Origin of the sequence: Sphingopyxis sp. KK2 (genome assembly GCF_001990265.1) — a bacterium.
In the GTDB taxonomy this organism is placed as follows: domain Bacteria; phylum Pseudomonadota; class Alphaproteobacteria; order Sphingomonadales; family Sphingomonadaceae; genus Sphingopyxis.
Genome location: NZ_LYVN01000025.1, coordinates 1 through 15385, shown reverse-complemented (window position 1 = coordinate 15385; position 15385 = coordinate 1). Strand labels below are relative to the sequence as shown.

Here is a 15385-nt window from a genome sequence, read left to right as displayed (position 1 = left end):
GGCGACAATCTCAAATCTTGTGGCTCGGCACCGGCGCTTCCGACAGCGTTATCCGGTCGAAATTCAAACCTGCCACGAGGCAAAAGCTTTGCCCGTCAAGGCTCGAAGCCGCTCGACGTCCGGGCTGAAACGCTCCTTGTACCTCTCGACTTCCGCCGGCGACAGCGTGCGCTTTGTCAGACGAGGGAACAGGCGCCGACTTATGCTGCGGTTGCTTAAAGCGGCGTTCAAATCGAACGGGAGCACCCGGCGCGCGACTCTGTAGGGCAAGGAGGCTTGCCAACGGACGGGGACACCGTTCGACGCGTTGTCGTTCGTCACAAAGTCATAGGCACCCATGTCTTCGAGCGGCGCCAAACCCAAAAACCTGTGTATCTCGCCCATCGTTTCATATCGCCGATTCAGAAGATCGTAGGAATCGACAACAAGAATCTGCTCCTGGGAAAAATATTCGAGATAAAGTTCCAGCTGGTAGAAATATAGACCGGTCAGGACGTGATTTTCTATTCGCTCGGCCTGCTCCTTACCGGCGGGCAATTCGCCGTGATAATTTTCCACTTCATGCGACAGAAGGCGGTCAATCGGATCCCGTACCAGATAGATGATTTTGACGTCAGGAATCAAAGACCAAATCCGACCAGGCGCCCCAATGAAACGGGGGGCGTGACGCTTCGAATAATTTTGCGACGACTCACCACGGATCGGTGAGTTGACCGGAAAGTTACGCATGTACCACTCGACGGATTTGCCGTAATTTGACCCCGCAAACCAATTCAACTCCTTCTCCTCGGACATGAAGATGTCAGGGTGAAGCGACAGATAATCGTGCAGGCTGCTGGTCCCGCATTTCATGGCGCCGATAACGAGCAAATTCGGTAGATACATGCTTTAAGGTCCTGTTCGCGCGCGCGACGAGGCAGATTCCGTCGCTTACCACGCGCTCCAACCGTTTGAGATGGGCCCCTATCCGTCGGCCCCGGCTGATGCTTAACTGTCCGCTCGCCTCCGCTCCGTCAAGGTGAGATCAAGGACTGAGACTTTGCCGAGGCTGTTTCTCAGGCTCATCTCGCATCGCCAACCGGCCGCACGCCCACCTCGCCTTTTCTGGCTATGCGTGGATGCAGATTCTCGCATGTGTGCCAGCGCGTTGACGGCACGTTGACCGTCCATCGACGCGCGGTTCAACCTCAACCACATCGAGGCACCCGGCCATTCCCGACGCAAAATTAGGGCCGCCGATACAGCAGCATCAGATTGTTCGCGGGCATGTTCCTGACCTCCGCCAATGCAAAGCCTTTCGCTTCAGCCACTTCGGTCACATCCTCCAGCCACCTTACGCCCCACTCGCCATTCCGCGCCTTCAGGCTTTCGTCAAATGCCAGATTGCTGGGTGCGGTTGGGTAGTCCTTACGAAAGTAAGGGCCGTAAAGGATCAGCGGCGCACCCTTATGGAGAAGCTTTGCGCCTTGGGTTAAAAGCCCGAGCGTCGCCGCCCACGGGCTGATATGTACCATGTTGATGCACAGCATCGCATCGGCGCGACCGACGGGCCAGACGCGCGCGGCGGCGTCGAGCGCGAGCGGCGGCGCGACATTGGCGCGGCCGGCTTCGGCGCTCCATGCGGCGATCGATGCCAGCCCCGCCGGATCGGGATCGCTCGGCTGCCAGTCGAGCTGCGGGAAGGCGGCGGCGAAATGCACCACATGCTCGCCCGACCCGCTCGCGACTTCGAGCACGGTGCCACGCGGCGGCAACCAGTCGGCCAACACGGCGGCGATCGCATCGCGGTTGCGCGCCGTCGCGGGCGCATGGCGCTTCGCGGCCGGATCGCCGTCAGCCGGAAGCCACGGCTGCGGCGTCACGATTGCGCCTTGGCCTTCGCACGCGCGCGGCGTTCGCGAACGGCCAGCCAGGCGAGCAGACCGACCGGCCCGACCATCAGGGTCAGGAACAGGAAGGGCAACTGCACGATGCGACTGAACCCCTTGTTGTCGGCGTCGCGCGCGATCCACAGGCCCGTGAACAGGTCGAAGGCGAGATAGTGGATCCAGCCCAAGGTCGTCCCGCCGGGTGTGGCGAACAGCTTCATGACGCCGGCGAGCGTCGTGAAGCTGCCGCCGCCGGGGCCGCCCTGATCGATCGTACCGGTCAGGAATCCGATCAGCAGCACGGCATAGGCAAGGCTAAGCAGGAACACGCCCATATAGAGGATCAACGCCAATATCTTGGGCCCGCGCGGCAGGAAGGCTAGCGCGATCCAGCCGCCGAAGGCCCAATAATTGGCGAGTAAAAACAGCGTGTCCCAGCTCATGGCTCATCCTTGGTTGCGGCAGGGTCGGCGATCTCGACCCAACGATAGCGGCGCGCGAACAGCCCGATGCTGATCGGCAATGTCGCATAGATCATCGGTGCGAAAGGGATGGTCGCGCGAAAGAAGGTCAGGATCGTCGACACGATCCCGGTGGCGACGAGGATCAACCAGATAAATACCTGGCCCTGCGCGGCGCGGCGCGCCTGTGCATCGAGATCGGGGTTCTGCTTGGCGACGGCGAACAGCCCGGCGGTGATCAGGGACATCAGGACAAAGCCCGCGCCATAGAGTGCGAACATCTGACCGAGACGGCCGTCATAATCGTCAGCGCTCCCCGTCAGCAACGCGGCGAAGCTCGACGCCATCGCGCGCAGCGGGTGCACATAGAGCAGCACGGTGAAGACGAGCGCGAGCGTCAACAGCAGAAACCGCCAGTCGCCCTCGCCCGCGAGCCGGCGCGCGCGAACATGCGCGAGCCAGAACATCGCGATGATCGCGAAGGCGATGACAAAGCTAGGCGCGCCGGCGAGCGCGGCTTCGAGCTGGCGAAAGTCAGGCGCCATGCCGCCGGTGCCGGCGACCATCAACGTCACCGCAAAGGCAAAGGCCGCATCGGTAAAGGCGTCGAGCCGATCCTGTCCGCTGGTCATCGCCCCCTCCCCGTCGTGCCCCTGCCTGTGTGCCAGTCCTAGATGACCGCGCCAAGCCCGAACAGCGCGAGGCCCGCGAGCAGCGCGGCGAGCCCCGCGAGCATGACCATCAGCGTCAGCCGCGCGCTCGAACCGCGACCCGACACCCAGAAGGCGACCGCCCCGCCTGCCCCGATCGCGAACAGCGGAGCATAGACGAAGGCCCAGTCATAGCCGAACTCGCGGCGCACGCGAACCAGCTCCCATTGCTCGACGACAAGCCCATAGAGCGTGATCGCGGCGATCCAGCCGATGATCGCAACGAACAGGAAGGACGCGCCGGTGACGAGGCAGCCGGCGCCGTCGCGCGGCGCGGCGCGATCCCCCTCTTCGGTCAACTGCCGCCGATTTCGCTCAGCGACGGTTCGCCCGGCGCGACCGCGGGTTCGGACCAGCCGAGGACCGGGCTGCGCGCCGCGCGCGTTTCGTCGAGCCGCGCGCGCGGCGCGAAATACGGCGCCGACTTCAGCGCGGGATCGCCATTCTTCGCGCGCATCGCGACGCTGCGCAGCGCCCCGATGAACTGGTCGAGCACCGCCTTGCTCTCGGTCTCGGTCGGTTCGATCAGCATCGCACCATGGACGACGAGCGGGAAATAGACCGTCATCGGGTGATAGCCCTCGTCGATGATCCCCTTGGCAATATCGAGCGTCGAGAAGCCTTCGGCGAGGCCGTTGTCCGTAAACAAGGCCTCATGCATGCACGGCCCCGAACCGCCGAACGGCGCCTCGAGGATGTCGTCGAGGCTGCGCAGGATATAGTTGGCGTTGAGCACGGCGTCCTCGGCGACCTGCTTCAGCCCGTCGGCGCCATGGCTCAGGATATAAGCGAGCGCGCGGGTGAACATGCCCATCTGGCCGTGGAAGGCGGTCATGCGGCCGAAGGTGTCGGGATGCTCTGCGCCCGCGCTTTCCTCTTCGACCAGCTTGAACGACCCGTCGGCGTAGCGCGCCGCATAGGGGATCGGGCCATAGGGCGCGAGCGCCTCCGACAGCACGACCGGACCCGAACCCGGGCCGCCGCCGCCGTGCGGGGTCGAGAAGGTCTTGTGCAGGTTGATGTGCATCGCATCGACGCCGAGGTCGCCCGGACGCACCTTGCCAACGATCGCGTTGAAATTCGCGCCGTCGCAATAGACATAACCGCCCGCGGCATGGACCGCGTCCGAGATTGCCTTCATGTCGCGCTCGAACAGCCCGCAGGTGTTCGGGTTGGTGATCATCACGCCCGCGACATCGGGACCGAGCCGCGCCTTGAGCGCCTCGAGATCGACGCGGCCCTCGGGGGTCGCGGGAATGTCCTCGACGCGAAAGCCGGCAAAGGCTGCTGTCGCGGGATTGGTGCCATGCGCGCTTTCGGGGACGAGCAGCACGCGCCGGTCCTCGCCGCGCGCCTCGAGCGCCGCCTTGATGCAGAGGATACCGCACAGCTCGCCATGCGCGCCGGCTTTCGGCGTCATCGCGACGCCGTGCATGCCGGTGAGCTTGATCAGCCACATCGCGAGCTCGTTGATGACGCCAAGCGCGCCCTGCACCGTTTCCTGCGGCTGTAGCGGGTGGATGTCGGCAAAGCCCGGCATCCGCGCGACCTTTTCGTTGAGGCGCGGATTATGCTTCATCGTGCAGCTTCCTAGCGGGAAGAGGCCGAGGTCGATGGCGTAGTTCTGGCGGCTGAGACGCGTGTAATGGCGCACCGTTTCGGATTCGCTGAGTCCGGGCAGACCGATGGTTTCGGTGCGGCGCAGCGCATCGACGCGATCGGACACGGCGTCCCATTCACTCTCGACGACACCGCCGAGCGAAGCGTGCAGGCCGCCGGCTTCGTCGAAGTCGACGCCGGTGGTTTCGGTCGAACCAATCTCGAAGATCAGCGGCTCTTCGAGCATCAGCGCGCGGTTGCCGGTGAAGGTCGTGCTGTCGTCGGCACCGCCCGCGTTCATTTCGGGGCGCCAGCCGGATGCGTTGGGCGTGCTCATGCCAGCACCTCCTTCAGCGCCGCGGCAAAGGCGGCGATGTCCTCCGCCGTGCAGGTTTCGGTGACCGCGACGATCAGCCCGTTTTCGAGGCCGCTGTTGTCGGGATAGAGCCGGCCGAGTGAGACGCCGCCGAGAATGTCGCGCTCGGCAAGCTGGTGAACCACCGGCCGCGCCGCCGTCGGCAGCAGCAGGGTGAATTCGTTGAAGAAGGCGGTGTTGAGCACCGACACACCCGGTACCTTCGCCAATTGCTCGGCGGCCGCAAGCGCGCGGCCATGGTTGATCGACGCGAGCTTGCGCAGCCCCGCTTCGCCGAGCAGCGTCATGTGGATGCTGAACGCCAGCGCGCAAAGCCCCGAGTTGGTGCAGATGTTGCTCGTCGCCTTCTCGCGGCGGATATGCTGTTCGCGCGTCGACAGCGTCAGCACGAAACCGCGCTTGCCATTGGCATCGACGGTCTCGCCGCACAGGCGCCCCGGCATCTGGCGGACATATTTGGCCTTGCACGCGAAGAGGCCCACGTACGGACCGCCGAACTGCAGGCCGACGCCGATCGACTGACCTTCGCCGACGACGATGTCGGCGCCCATTTCGCCGGGCGACCTGATCAGCCCGAGCGCGACGGGTTCGGTGACCACCGCGATCAGCAGTGCGCCCGATGCCTGGCACGCGCTCGCGAGCGCGGCCATATCGTCGATGCGGCCGAGAATATCGGGATATTGGACGACGACGCAGCTCGTCTCCTTGTCGACCGCGGCGGCGAGCTCCGCCCAGTCGGTGACGGGAACCAGTTCGGGGTCGGCCTCAACGAGCATATCGCCCGTATATTTCGCCATCGTGCGCGCGACGCTGCGATAATGCGGATGGACGCCGGTCGAAAAGAGCGCCTTGGCACGCTTGGTGATGCGGCGCGCCATCACGACCGCTTCCCAGCAGGCGGTCGAGCCGTCGTACATCGACGCATTGGCGACATCGGTGCCGAGCAGGCGCGCGACCTGGCTCTGGAACTCGAACAGCATCTGCAGCGTGCCCTGCGCGATTTCGGGCTGGTACGGCGTGTAGGCGGTCAGGAACTCGCCGCGCTGGATCAGGTGATCGACGCTCGCCGGGACATGGTGGCGGTACGCGCCCGCGCCGAGGAAGAAGGGCCCGTCGCCCGCCGCGCGGTTGCGGCGCGCGAGCGCGCCCATATGGCGCTCGACCGCGAGCTCGCTCGCGTGGTTCGGCAGGTCGGCGATCGGGCCATCGAGCCGGGCTTCGGCGGGGACGTCGACGAAGAGATCGTCGATCGTCGCGGCGCCGATGGTGGCGAGCATGGCCGAACGGTCGTCGGCGGTGAGCGGGAGGTAACGCATTGTCGATTCTCCCCCCTCCCGCTTGCGGGAGGGGTCGGGGGAGGGATTGTTCGAAGGAAGGCGCGTCCCCTGACAGGCCCTCCCCTAACCCCTCCCGCAGGCGGGAGGGGAACCTGACTTACAGATCGTCGCAGAAAGCCTTGTACGCGGCCGCGTTCATCAGCCCGTCGAGCTGGCTCTTGTCGCTCAGCGCCATGCGGAAGAACCAGCCTTCGCCTTCGGGATCCGAATTGACGAGCGCGGGGTCTTCCTCGAGCGCACCATTGCCTTCGGTCACGGTGCCATCGACCGGAGCATAGACGTCGCTGGCCGCCTTCACCGATTCGACCACCGCGGCGTCGCCGCCCTGGCTGAGTTCGGCGCCGGTGTCGGGAACTTCGACGAAGACGATGTCGCCGAGCTGGCCCTGCGCGAAGTCGGTGATGCCGACCGTCGCGATGTCGCCGTCGACGTCGATCCATTCATGCTCTTCGGTATAATAACGCGGCATCGGTCAGCCTCCCTGTTTGCGGACATAGCGGTGTGGAACGAACGGCATCGCGGTGACGGTGCAGGGCACGCGCTTTCCGCGGACTTCGGCGGCGATCGCGGTGCCGGGGGCGGCATGATCGCGCGGTACATAACCCATGGCGATCGGCGCGCCGACGCTGGGAGCGAAACCGCCCGACGTCACGACGCCGATCTCGCGCTCGCCGTCGAACAGCTTGGCGCCTTCACGCACCGGCAGCTTGCCGTCGATAGTGAGGCCGACGCGCTTGCGCGGGCTTCCGTTGGCATAATGGCCGAGGATGCGCGCGGCGCCGGGAAAGCCGCCTTCTTCGCGGCGGCGCTTCTGGATCGCGAAGCCGAGGTCGCCCTCGATCGGGTCGATCGTCGGGTCGAGGTCGTGGCCATAGAGCGGCAAGCCGGCTTCGAGGCGCAGGCTGTCGCGCGCGCCGAGGCCGATCGGCTTCACCTCGAGCTCGCCACAGAGCAGGTCGGCGACCTCTTGCACCTTGTCGGCGTCGACCGAGATTTCGAACCCGTCCTCACCGGTATAGCCCGAGCGGCTGATCCATGCGTCGATGCCGCCGATCTGGAAGGGGCCGCCGGTCATGAAGACGAGCGCGTCAAGCGGCCATTTGCCGGTGGTGTGGCGCTTCAGCGCGTCGAACGCCTTGGGGCCCTGCAGCGCGAGCAACGCGCGGTCCTCGAAATGGTTGATCGTGATCGCGTCGGGCAGTTCCTCGCGCAGATGCCCGATATCTTCCCACTTCACCGCGCCGTTGACGACCATATAGATGCCGTCGGGCCAGCGGCTGAGCATCAGGTCGTCGAGAATGCCGCCATCTTCGGCGAGCAGCAGCGAATAGCGCATGCGTCCGACCGCGAGGCTCTTCACATCGCCCGGCAGCACCGCTTCGAGCGCGTCGTCGAGCCCTTCGCCCGAGAGATGGAGCTGGCCCATGTGGCTGACGTCGAACAGGCCGGCATTTTCGCGGGTCCACAGGTGCTCGGCCATGATGCCTTCATATTGGATCGGCATCCAGTAACCGGCGAATTCGACCATGCGGCCACCCTTCGCGCGGTGCCAGGCGTCGAGCGGGAGGGTCTCGGTTTCCACCGCTTCCTCGCCCGTCTGTTCAATTTCGGTCATGTCAGTCTCCCGCGGTTGCACGGCGAACGCACGGCGGGGCGCCGCGGTTTCGACCATGCCCCCTCTGTCACGGGAACCTGAGAGTTTTCCCCCGCGAAGCGAGGTTACCCCTTCGGTGGTTCCGGCGATAAACAGCCGGAACGCTTTCCAGAGTGTCCGTTCCAGCCTGCGCGGTCCGCTTGACCTGAGAGTTTCCGGGGCGGTTGCTCCTTCGGTGGCGAGGCCGGGTTACCCCGCCCCGCGCTCTCCCGCGCGGCCGGTCGAATCCCTTGCGCGATCCGACAGACGCCCGAGCCTTGGCGGCGCCCTATCGCAGAGTCAATCGGCGAGCCGCCGCATGGCGTCATTTTCATGAATCCGCACGCCGGGCTGCGGATTTCCGGCGAGCGCGACGATCGCGCGCGCGACCGTTTCGCCCGGAATCGAGCGGTAGCGGCGCAGCGAGCCGTGAAGCAGCGCATCGGTGATCGGCGCCGCCATCGCGGCAATCCCCTCGCCTAGCCGCTGCGGCCCCGGGCGCTCGCCCATCAGCAAGCCGGGGCGCAGGATATCGAGCCGTTCGAAACCGAGCGCGCGGAGGCAATCTTCGGTCTCGCCCTTGGTCTTGAGATAGAAATTGCGGCTCTTTGCCGACGCGCCGACCGAACTGACGACGATCATCTGGCTCGCCCCCGCCATGCGCGCGCCGCGCGCCGCCGAGAGAATCAGGTCGTGATCGACGGCGCGGAACGCCGCCTGCGACCCCGCCTGCCGGATCGTCGTGCCAAGGCAGGAGACGAGGACACGCGGCCGCTCGACCGCGATGACGTCGGCCCAGCGCTCGGGCGGCGCGACGAGCAGCGCATGCTGCTCGGGGAGATCTTCGAGTTCGCGGCGCGCGAGGATGGTGAGCGGCAGGGCGCCGGCATGCGCGATCACCGCGCCGCCGATCATCCCGGTCGCCCCGATGAGCAATGTCCCTCGCCCCGACTCCGACATGCGACGCTCCTTCAACCGGACGCGCCGCATTCGGCGCTTTCTAGCATTCGCACGAACAGGTGCAGATCCCGTTCGAAACGCTTGCCTGAACTACTCAAGCCGAAGGTGTAAAGAAAGGACAGCAGCCGTGCATTATTTATCGACGAACCGCTCGGCGACGAAAATTTGCTTTTCGTCAGGCGTGGGCGAGCGCAGCCGGCACCTGATCGCGCCCGAAGATTTCGGCAAAACGGTCGATCGCGAAGCGGTCGGTCATGCCTGCGATATAATCGCCGATGTGGCGCGTCGTCGCGCATTCCTCACCGGGCACGCGCGCCGACCAGTCGGCGCCCATCAGGCGTGGATGGTCGGCATAGGCGGCGAACAGTCGCGCGATGACATGCTGCGCCGCCTCGGCCGCGGCGAGCTGTTCGGGGTGGTGGTAGAGATTGGCGTACATGAAGCGCTTGAGGTCGCGTTCCTGCCGCGCGAGCCCGGCCGAAAAGCCGCCGAGCATGCGGCCTGCCGCGCGAACCTCGGCGACATTGCCGACGCCGGCATCGGCGACATTCGCCCTGGTCGTGGCGATGACGTCGTTGACCATCACGCCGATCTGGTCGCGCACCAGTTCGCGCAGCAAGCGATCGCGCGGCGCGCCGGGGAAACGCTCCTCGACCGCGGCGAAATTGGCGGCGACGAAGGGCTGTTCCATCAGCTGGTCGAGGCTGAGCAGCCCGGCGCGCAGCCCGTCGTCGATGTCGTGATTATCATAGGCGATGTCGTCGGCGACCGCCGCGACCTGCGCCTCGAGGCTGGCATAGCTCTTGAGGTCGAGCGGAAAATTCGCGTCGATATCGGCGAGCGCCCAGCCCGGATATTTGACCGGGCCATTATGCTTGGCGAGCCCTTCGAGCGTTTCCCAAGTCAGGTTGAGCCCGTCGAACAGCGGATAAGGGCATTCGAGGCGCGCGAGCGTGCGCAGCGTGTGGCCATTATGGTCGAACCCGCCATGCTCCTTCATCGCCGCCTTCAGCGCATCCTCGCCCGCATGGCCGAAGGGCGGATGGCCGATGTCGTGCGCAAGGCAGAGCGCCTCGGTCAGATCCTCGTTGAGCCCGAGCGCGCGCGCGATGCCGCGGCCGATCTGCGCCACCTCGATGCTGTGGGTCAGGCGGACGCGATAATGGTCGAGATCGGGCGCCACGAACACCTGCGTCTTGTGGCGCAGGCGGCGGAAGGCGATCGAATGGATGATGCGGTCGCGGTCGCGCTGGAAGGCGTCGCGCGGACCGCGCACGACGCGCCCGACCTCTTCGTGGCGGCGCCCGCGACTTTGCGCCGGATCGCTGGCGCAATCGGCGACACTCATTTGACCGGGTCGACTTCCTGGCCGGCGTCGCTGTTGAACAGGAAGCCGTCGCCGCCCGCCTTCTTGTAATCGGCGAGCCAGGTGTCGGCGGCCTTCTTGTTCGGGAAGGGGCCGACGAGCAGGCGGCGTGTGCGCCCCCATTCGGTGCTGCCGCCCGACTTGCCCTTGAACAAGGCCGCATTCTTCTTGGCGAATTTGCCATAGTCGAGCGCGAGCGCCTTGGCGTTGGCGCCGGTCGCGATCTGGACCCAGAGCCGCGCGGGATTGGCCTTCTTTTCAGCCGCTTCGGCCTTGGCCTTCGCATCGGCCTCCGCCTTGGCTTTCGCCGCCGCATCGTCCTTGACGCGCTTGGCTTCGGCGGCCGCCTCGGCCTTGCGCTTGTCTTCGCGCAGTTTCGCGAGCGTCGCGGCATCGACCGCATCGCTCGACGCCGCCATCTCCTCGGCCGGGATTTCGAGCGAGCCGACGATTTCGGCGAGCGAGGCGAGCGGCGCGGCTGGGGTCGGCGCAAAGGTCGGCGACGCCGCGACCGCCGAGGTCGGCGGCGGCGCGTCGGCGGCAGCAACCGCGACGGATTGCGGCGTCGTCGCGGCGGGCGAGGACGATGGCGCCGGCGCGGGCGTTACCGTCGAGGGCTGGCCAATGTCGGAGATCGAGAAGCCCGGGCCGACGGGGCCGCCGTCGCGCACCGCGACGCCGATCGGCGCCGGCGCGGCGGAGGGATTCGGGGCTGCGGACGACGCGATCGCCGCAGGCGGTGTCGAGGTTGCGGCAACACTCGCCGGCGGGCTTGCAGCCGGCGGCGTGGGACGCGGCGCCGGGGTCGGCGTTGGCGTGGGCGCTGGCCGCACCGGGGTCGCGCTCGCTACTGCGACGGTCGTCGCCTGGCGCGGCGGGGTCGCGGCGGGTTCGGGCTGGCGGCGCACAGTCACCGGCGGCGGGGTGGCGGTCGCCGGGGTCAGCGTGCCGCGCGCACGGTCGCGCTCGCTTGGGCGGCGCTCGGGTTTGGCCGCCGGCTTGGTCGCGGGCGGCGTCGCGGCGGGCGGCGGGGTCGCCGCGGCGACCTGCACCGGCTTGCGCGGCGGGCCGAGATTGCCCGACGGAAAACGCCCGAAATGCGCGGCGGCGGCCTGCTGCGCCGGGTTCAGCCGGTCCATCTGGGTGAGATAGGGCAGGATGTTCTGCGCGAGCTGCGGCGGCATCGTCGCGTTGACGATTTCAGTCGCCTCGCCGTTGCGGCCATTGATCGCGAGGATCATCGCGCGCATCCGCCAGGCGCCGCGATCCTGCGCGCGCAGCTGTCCCGAGAGCAGCTGCACCCCGCGATCCGCCTCTCCCGCGATGCCGAGCGACAGCGCATAGCGGCGCACGGTTTCGTCGTTGGGCGCGAGCGACAGCGCGAGCTGGTAATCGCGCTGCGCCGCATCCTGCTGTCCGAGCAAATCACGCGCAAGCCCGCGGTCGGCAAGGAAGATTCGCTCGGGCGCACCGAGCAGTTGCGCCTCGCCGAAATAGTCGAGCGCGCGGGTCGGATTTTCCATATGGACCATCGCCGATCCGAGCGCAGCCTTGACCGCGCCGTCGCGCGGATTGGCCTGCTCGGCACGGGTCAGGAAGCCGAGCGCGGCGCGATAATCTTCAAGCTCGATCGAGGCACGTCCGGCGTCGAGCAGCGCCGGTCCGTCGTTGCTGTTCGCCGCGATGCGGGCAAGCGCCGACGACAGCAAGGTCCTCGCCGCGGTGCGCTTGTCCATCGCGGCGCGCGTCGCGGCGTCGGGAGGCGTGACCTGCGCCTGCACCCCAGCCATCGGCAGCGCCGCAAGCAACAGCGCGGAAAGCGCGAGCGCATGATGCGTCGCGCGTCCCGGCCTGGCCGACTTCATGGATCGCCGCATGGGCAAATTCATCCCGATTCCCGCGCCGCCCTGCCCTGAAAACGGCGGCGGTATGATCGCCCCGTTACTGGTTGTTCTGGCGGTTCAGGAAGCGCGGGATGTCGACCCCGTCTTCCTTGCCTTCGTCATCACCCTCAGCCGGCGTCGCGCCGCGCGACAAGCGTGACATCCGTTCGAACAGCGTGCCGCCACCGATAGCGCGCGACGGCGCCTCTTCGGCCGGAGCCGGGTCGGCCGGCGGAGCGGGCTGATAGGCCGGCGCCGCTGCGGCGGGTTCGCCAAGGACGAGTTCGTCGGCCGTGTCGTCATAGGTCGCCGCGACGTTCGACAGCTCCATCGGTTCCTCTTCCGCGATCGCCGCGGGTTCGGCCGGGGCGCTGTCGCCGAGCGAGAAGCCCGGCGCCGGATCGACGTCGGCGACCGGCGCCTCGAACACGCTTTCCTCGACCGGTTCTTCGACGATCGGAGCCGCGACCGGCGCGGCCGGCGCGGCGCTGCGCGCCGGGGCGAAGGAGAAGCTGCGCGTCGCGGCGGGTGCGGGGGCAGCTTCGCCGGTGCCGTCGATGCCCGTGGCGACGACGGACACGCGGATCTTGCCCTGCAGCGATTCGTTGAAGGCGCTGCCCCAGATGATGTTCGCGTCGGGATCGACCAGCTCGCGAATATGGTTCGCGGCTTCGTCGACTTCCATCAGGCGCATGTCTTCGCCACCGACGATCGACACGATGACGCCCTTGGCGCCGGCCATCGACACGCCGTCGAGCAGCGGGTTGGCGATCGCCTTCTGCGCAGCTTCGAGCGCGCGGCCATCGCCTTCGGCTTCGCCGGTGCCCATCATCGCCTTGCCCATTTCGCGCATCACGCTGCGCACGTCGGCGAAGTCGAGGTTGATCAGGCCGGGCATGACCATCAGGTCGGTGATGCCGCGCACGCCCTGCTGCAACACTTCGTCAGCCATGGTGAAGGCTTCTTTGAAGGTCGTGTTGGGGTTGGCGACAAGGAAGAGATTCTGGTTCGGAATGACGATCAGCGTATCGACATGATCCTGCAACTCGGCGATGCCGGCCTCGGCCGAGCGCATGCGCCGCGCACCTTCGAACATGAAGGGCTTGGTCACCACGCCCACGGTCAGGATGCCGCGGTCGCGCGCCGCCTTGGCGATGACGGGAGCCGCACCGGTACCGGTGCCGCCGCCCATGCCCGCCGCAACGAAGCACATATGCGCGCCCTGCAGCGCGTCTTCGACCTGCGAGATGGTTTCCTCGGCCGCCGCGCGCCCGACCTCGGGCCGCGAGCCCGCGCCGAGACCCTGCGTGATCTGCGCGCCGAGCTGGATCCGCCGTTCGGCGGGCGACGCGTTGAGCGCCTGCGCGTCGGTGTTGGCGACGATGAAATCGACGCCTTCGACCTTCGCGGCAATCATGTTGGCGATGGCATTGCCCCCCGCGCCACCGACGCCGATCACGGCGATGCGCGGTTTCAGCTCATCGACCTGCGGCGGGCCAATATTGATGCTCATCAACTAATCTCCCTGCAGCGGCGAACCCTTGCCGCTTCCTCACCGTGCGACCCATGGGCGGTGGTCCCGCCGCCCCGATATCTGTCAACGCATTGCACTATTGTGACGCCGGAATCACTCAAAAAATTAACCCTTTCGACCATCTCGTCGCTAGAAACTGCTTTTTAACGCGGCCATCAGCCGATTGATTATTCCGGTACTGCGCGGCCGATAGACATCCTGCGACATCATCGGCAGGTCGCGGAGGTCGACCGGGTCCGATGCGGCGTAAAGAACCAGCCCCGCGAGCGTCGCGAAAGCCGGCCCCGAATGCGCCTCGGGCAGCCCGAGCAAGCCCTTGGGGCGCCCGACCCGCGCCGCGCGGCCGAGTGCGCTTTGCGTATAGTCGGCGATGCCTTTCAGGTCCGCACCGCCGCCAACGAGAACCACTTGGCGCCCGATCGGACCGACGAAATGCAGGTCTTTCAACGTCCTGCCGATCTCTCCCATCATCGCGTCGAGGCGCTGGCGGATCACGGTAACAAGCTGGGCGCGGGTGATGCGCGGCGATTCCGCGCCCGCCGGCGCGCCGGGGTCGAGCTCGATGATCTCGTTATTGTCGCGCGGGGACGCCGAGGCCGAGCCATAGAAGCTCTGCAGCCGCTGCGCCTGGCTGCGGCGGATGCCGAAGGCCGAGGCGATGTCGTCGGTGATATCGCTGGCGCCGAAGGGCAAGGACATCATTTCGACGAGCATGCCGCCGGCGTAGAGCGAGACGGTGGTCACCGCTGCACCGAGTTCGACGAGCGCGACGCCGAGGTCGCGTTCCTCGTCGGAGAGGCATGACAGGCCCGCGGCGATCGGCGACGCCACGACGGCGTTGACGTCGAGATGCGCCTGGCGGACCGCGGCCTCGAGGTTCCGCACCGGGGCGCCGTCGGCCATGATGATGTGGATGTCGACGCCGAGACGGTCGGCGTGAAGGCCGATCGGGTTCTTGACCCCGTTGAGGCCGTCGAGCGTGTAGAGCGCGGGCTGGGCATGGAGGATCATGCGGCCTTCGGGATCGATACCGGCGCGGCCCGCGGCAAGCAGGTCGTCGACATCTTCCTGCTCGATGCGGTGCCCGCCGAGTTCGCTCTCGATCGGCGCGACGTCGCTCAAGAGGCTGCCCGCCGAAAAGGCGACCCAGACATCGTCGATGTTCAGCCCGGCGATGCGCTCGGCCTGTTCGATCGCCTCGCGCACGACATGCTCGGTCTGTTCCATGTCGGCGACATAGCCACGTTGGACGCCGCGACTCTCGCGCTGGCCGGTCCCGAGCACATGCAGCGCGCCATCGGCGGTCTGCCCCGCAATCAAGGCACAGACCTTCCACGACCCGACGTCGAGCGCGGTGATGATCTTCTCGATGCGCGGCGGCGCCATGGCCTTACCCTTCTTCGGCCGCGGTCGCGGCGGCCAGCGCGTCGGCGGCGGCGCGCGCGCCTTCGAGCTTGGCGGGCGCGACCTGGCCTTCGTGCGGCAAGCGTAGCACGAAACGGTCGGGGTCGCGCATGTCGAAACGCAGGATACCGCGCCCGAGCAACCGGTTGGCGCCGTCCATATGCGCGAACTTCGCGAGCGCCTTCTTCGCGGCCTCCTCGCCTTCGGGCAGCGACAGCGTTTCGCCGCTGCGGAAACGCAGGTCCCAGCGGCGG

14 protein-coding genes, 1 pseudogene and 2 riboswitches are annotated in these 15385 nt (G+C 66.9%); all 15 genes and pseudogenes read right to left on the bottom strand.

Annotated features, from left to right (window positions below):
- Window positions 1-63: 63 nt before the first annotated feature.
- Window positions 64-885, bottom strand: coding sequence for a sulfotransferase domain-containing protein (locus B1A78_RS06535; RefSeq protein WP_077146170.1), 822 nt, complete (start codon window positions 883-885; stop codon window positions 64-66).
- A gap of 341 nt (window positions 886-1226) precedes the next feature.
- A complete protein-coding gene (locus B1A78_RS06530) occupies window positions 1227-1862 on the bottom strand; it encodes a DUF938 domain-containing protein (protein WP_077146169.1) in 636 nt (211 codons plus the stop codon).
- Window positions 1859-2311 carry an ABA4-like family protein gene (locus B1A78_RS06525; protein ID WP_077146168.1) on the bottom strand — a complete coding sequence of 151 codons (453 nt, stop codon included), beginning with the start codon at window positions 2309-2311 and terminating at the stop codon, window positions 1859-1861. Before B1A78_RS06525 ends, B1A78_RS06530 begins: the two co-directional genes overlap by 4 nt.
- Complete coding sequence (locus B1A78_RS06520; protein WP_077146167.1) at window positions 2308-2961, bottom strand: TMEM175 family protein; 654 nt, start codon at window positions 2959-2961, stop codon at window positions 2308-2310. Before B1A78_RS06520 ends, B1A78_RS06525 begins: the two co-directional genes overlap by 4 nt.
- A 38-nt stretch (window positions 2962-2999) precedes the next feature.
- Window positions 3000-3338 carry a hypothetical protein gene (locus B1A78_RS06515; protein WP_077146166.1) on the bottom strand — a complete coding sequence of 113 codons (339 nt, stop codon included), beginning with the start codon at window positions 3336-3338 and terminating at the stop codon, window positions 3000-3002.
- Window positions 3335-4975, bottom strand: a complete 1641-nt coding sequence (gene gcvPB, locus B1A78_RS06510) for an aminomethyl-transferring glycine dehydrogenase subunit GcvPB (protein ID WP_077146165.1) — start codon at window positions 4973-4975, stop codon at window positions 3335-3337. The genes B1A78_RS06515 and gcvPB overlap by 4 nt, the downstream gene beginning before the upstream one ends.
- Complete coding sequence (gene gcvPA / locus B1A78_RS06505) at window positions 4972-6330, bottom strand: aminomethyl-transferring glycine dehydrogenase subunit GcvPA (protein ID WP_077146164.1); 1359 nt, start codon at window positions 6328-6330, stop codon at window positions 4972-4974. The genes gcvPB and gcvPA overlap by 4 nt, the downstream gene beginning before the upstream one ends.
- Window positions 6331-6448: 118 nt before the next feature.
- Complete coding sequence (gene gcvH / locus B1A78_RS06500) at window positions 6449-6820, bottom strand: glycine cleavage system protein GcvH (RefSeq protein ID WP_077146163.1); 372 nt, start codon at window positions 6818-6820, stop codon at window positions 6449-6451.
- A gap of 3 nt (window positions 6821-6823) precedes the next feature.
- Window positions 6824-7966, bottom strand: a complete 1143-nt coding sequence (gene gcvT / locus B1A78_RS06495; RefSeq protein WP_077146191.1) for a glycine cleavage system aminomethyltransferase GcvT — start codon at window positions 7964-7966, stop codon at window positions 6824-6826.
- A 54-nt stretch (window positions 7967-8020) separates the two neighbouring features.
- A riboswitch (glycine riboswitch) is annotated at window positions 8021-8127 on the bottom strand.
- A riboswitch (glycine riboswitch) is annotated at window positions 8128-8227 on the bottom strand. It lies immediately after the preceding riboswitch.
- 57 nt (window positions 8228-8284) lie between these two features.
- Window positions 8285-8944, bottom strand: a complete 660-nt coding sequence (locus B1A78_RS06490) for an NAD(P)H-binding protein (protein ID WP_077146162.1) — start codon at window positions 8942-8944, stop codon at window positions 8285-8287.
- A gap of 175 nt (window positions 8945-9119) precedes the next feature.
- On the bottom strand, window positions 9120-10292 hold the full coding sequence (locus B1A78_RS06485) for a deoxyguanosinetriphosphate triphosphohydrolase (protein WP_077146161.1): 1173 nt from the start codon (window positions 10290-10292) through the stop codon (window positions 9120-9122).
- Entirely contained in the window at window positions 10289-12175 is a 1887-nt protein-coding gene (locus tag B1A78_RS06480) for a tetratricopeptide repeat protein (RefSeq protein ID WP_256837502.1), read from the bottom strand. Before B1A78_RS06480 ends, B1A78_RS06485 begins: the two co-directional genes overlap by 4 nt.
- Before the next feature lie 76 nt (window positions 12176-12251).
- The gene (gene ftsZ, locus B1A78_RS06475) at window positions 12252-13706 is read right to left on the bottom strand and encodes a cell division protein FtsZ (RefSeq protein WP_077146160.1); all 1455 of its coding nucleotides are present in this window, start codon (window positions 13704-13706) and stop codon (window positions 12252-12254) included.
- Between the two features lie 150 nt (window positions 13707-13856).
- The gene (gene ftsA / locus B1A78_RS06470; protein ID WP_077146159.1) at window positions 13857-15113 is read right to left on the bottom strand and encodes a cell division protein FtsA; all 1257 of its coding nucleotides are present in this window, start codon (window positions 15111-15113) and stop codon (window positions 13857-13859) included.
- A 4-nt stretch (window positions 15114-15117) separates the two neighbouring features.
- Window positions 15118-15385, bottom strand: a pseudogene (locus B1A78_RS06465) (cell division protein FtsQ); the annotation flags it as partial.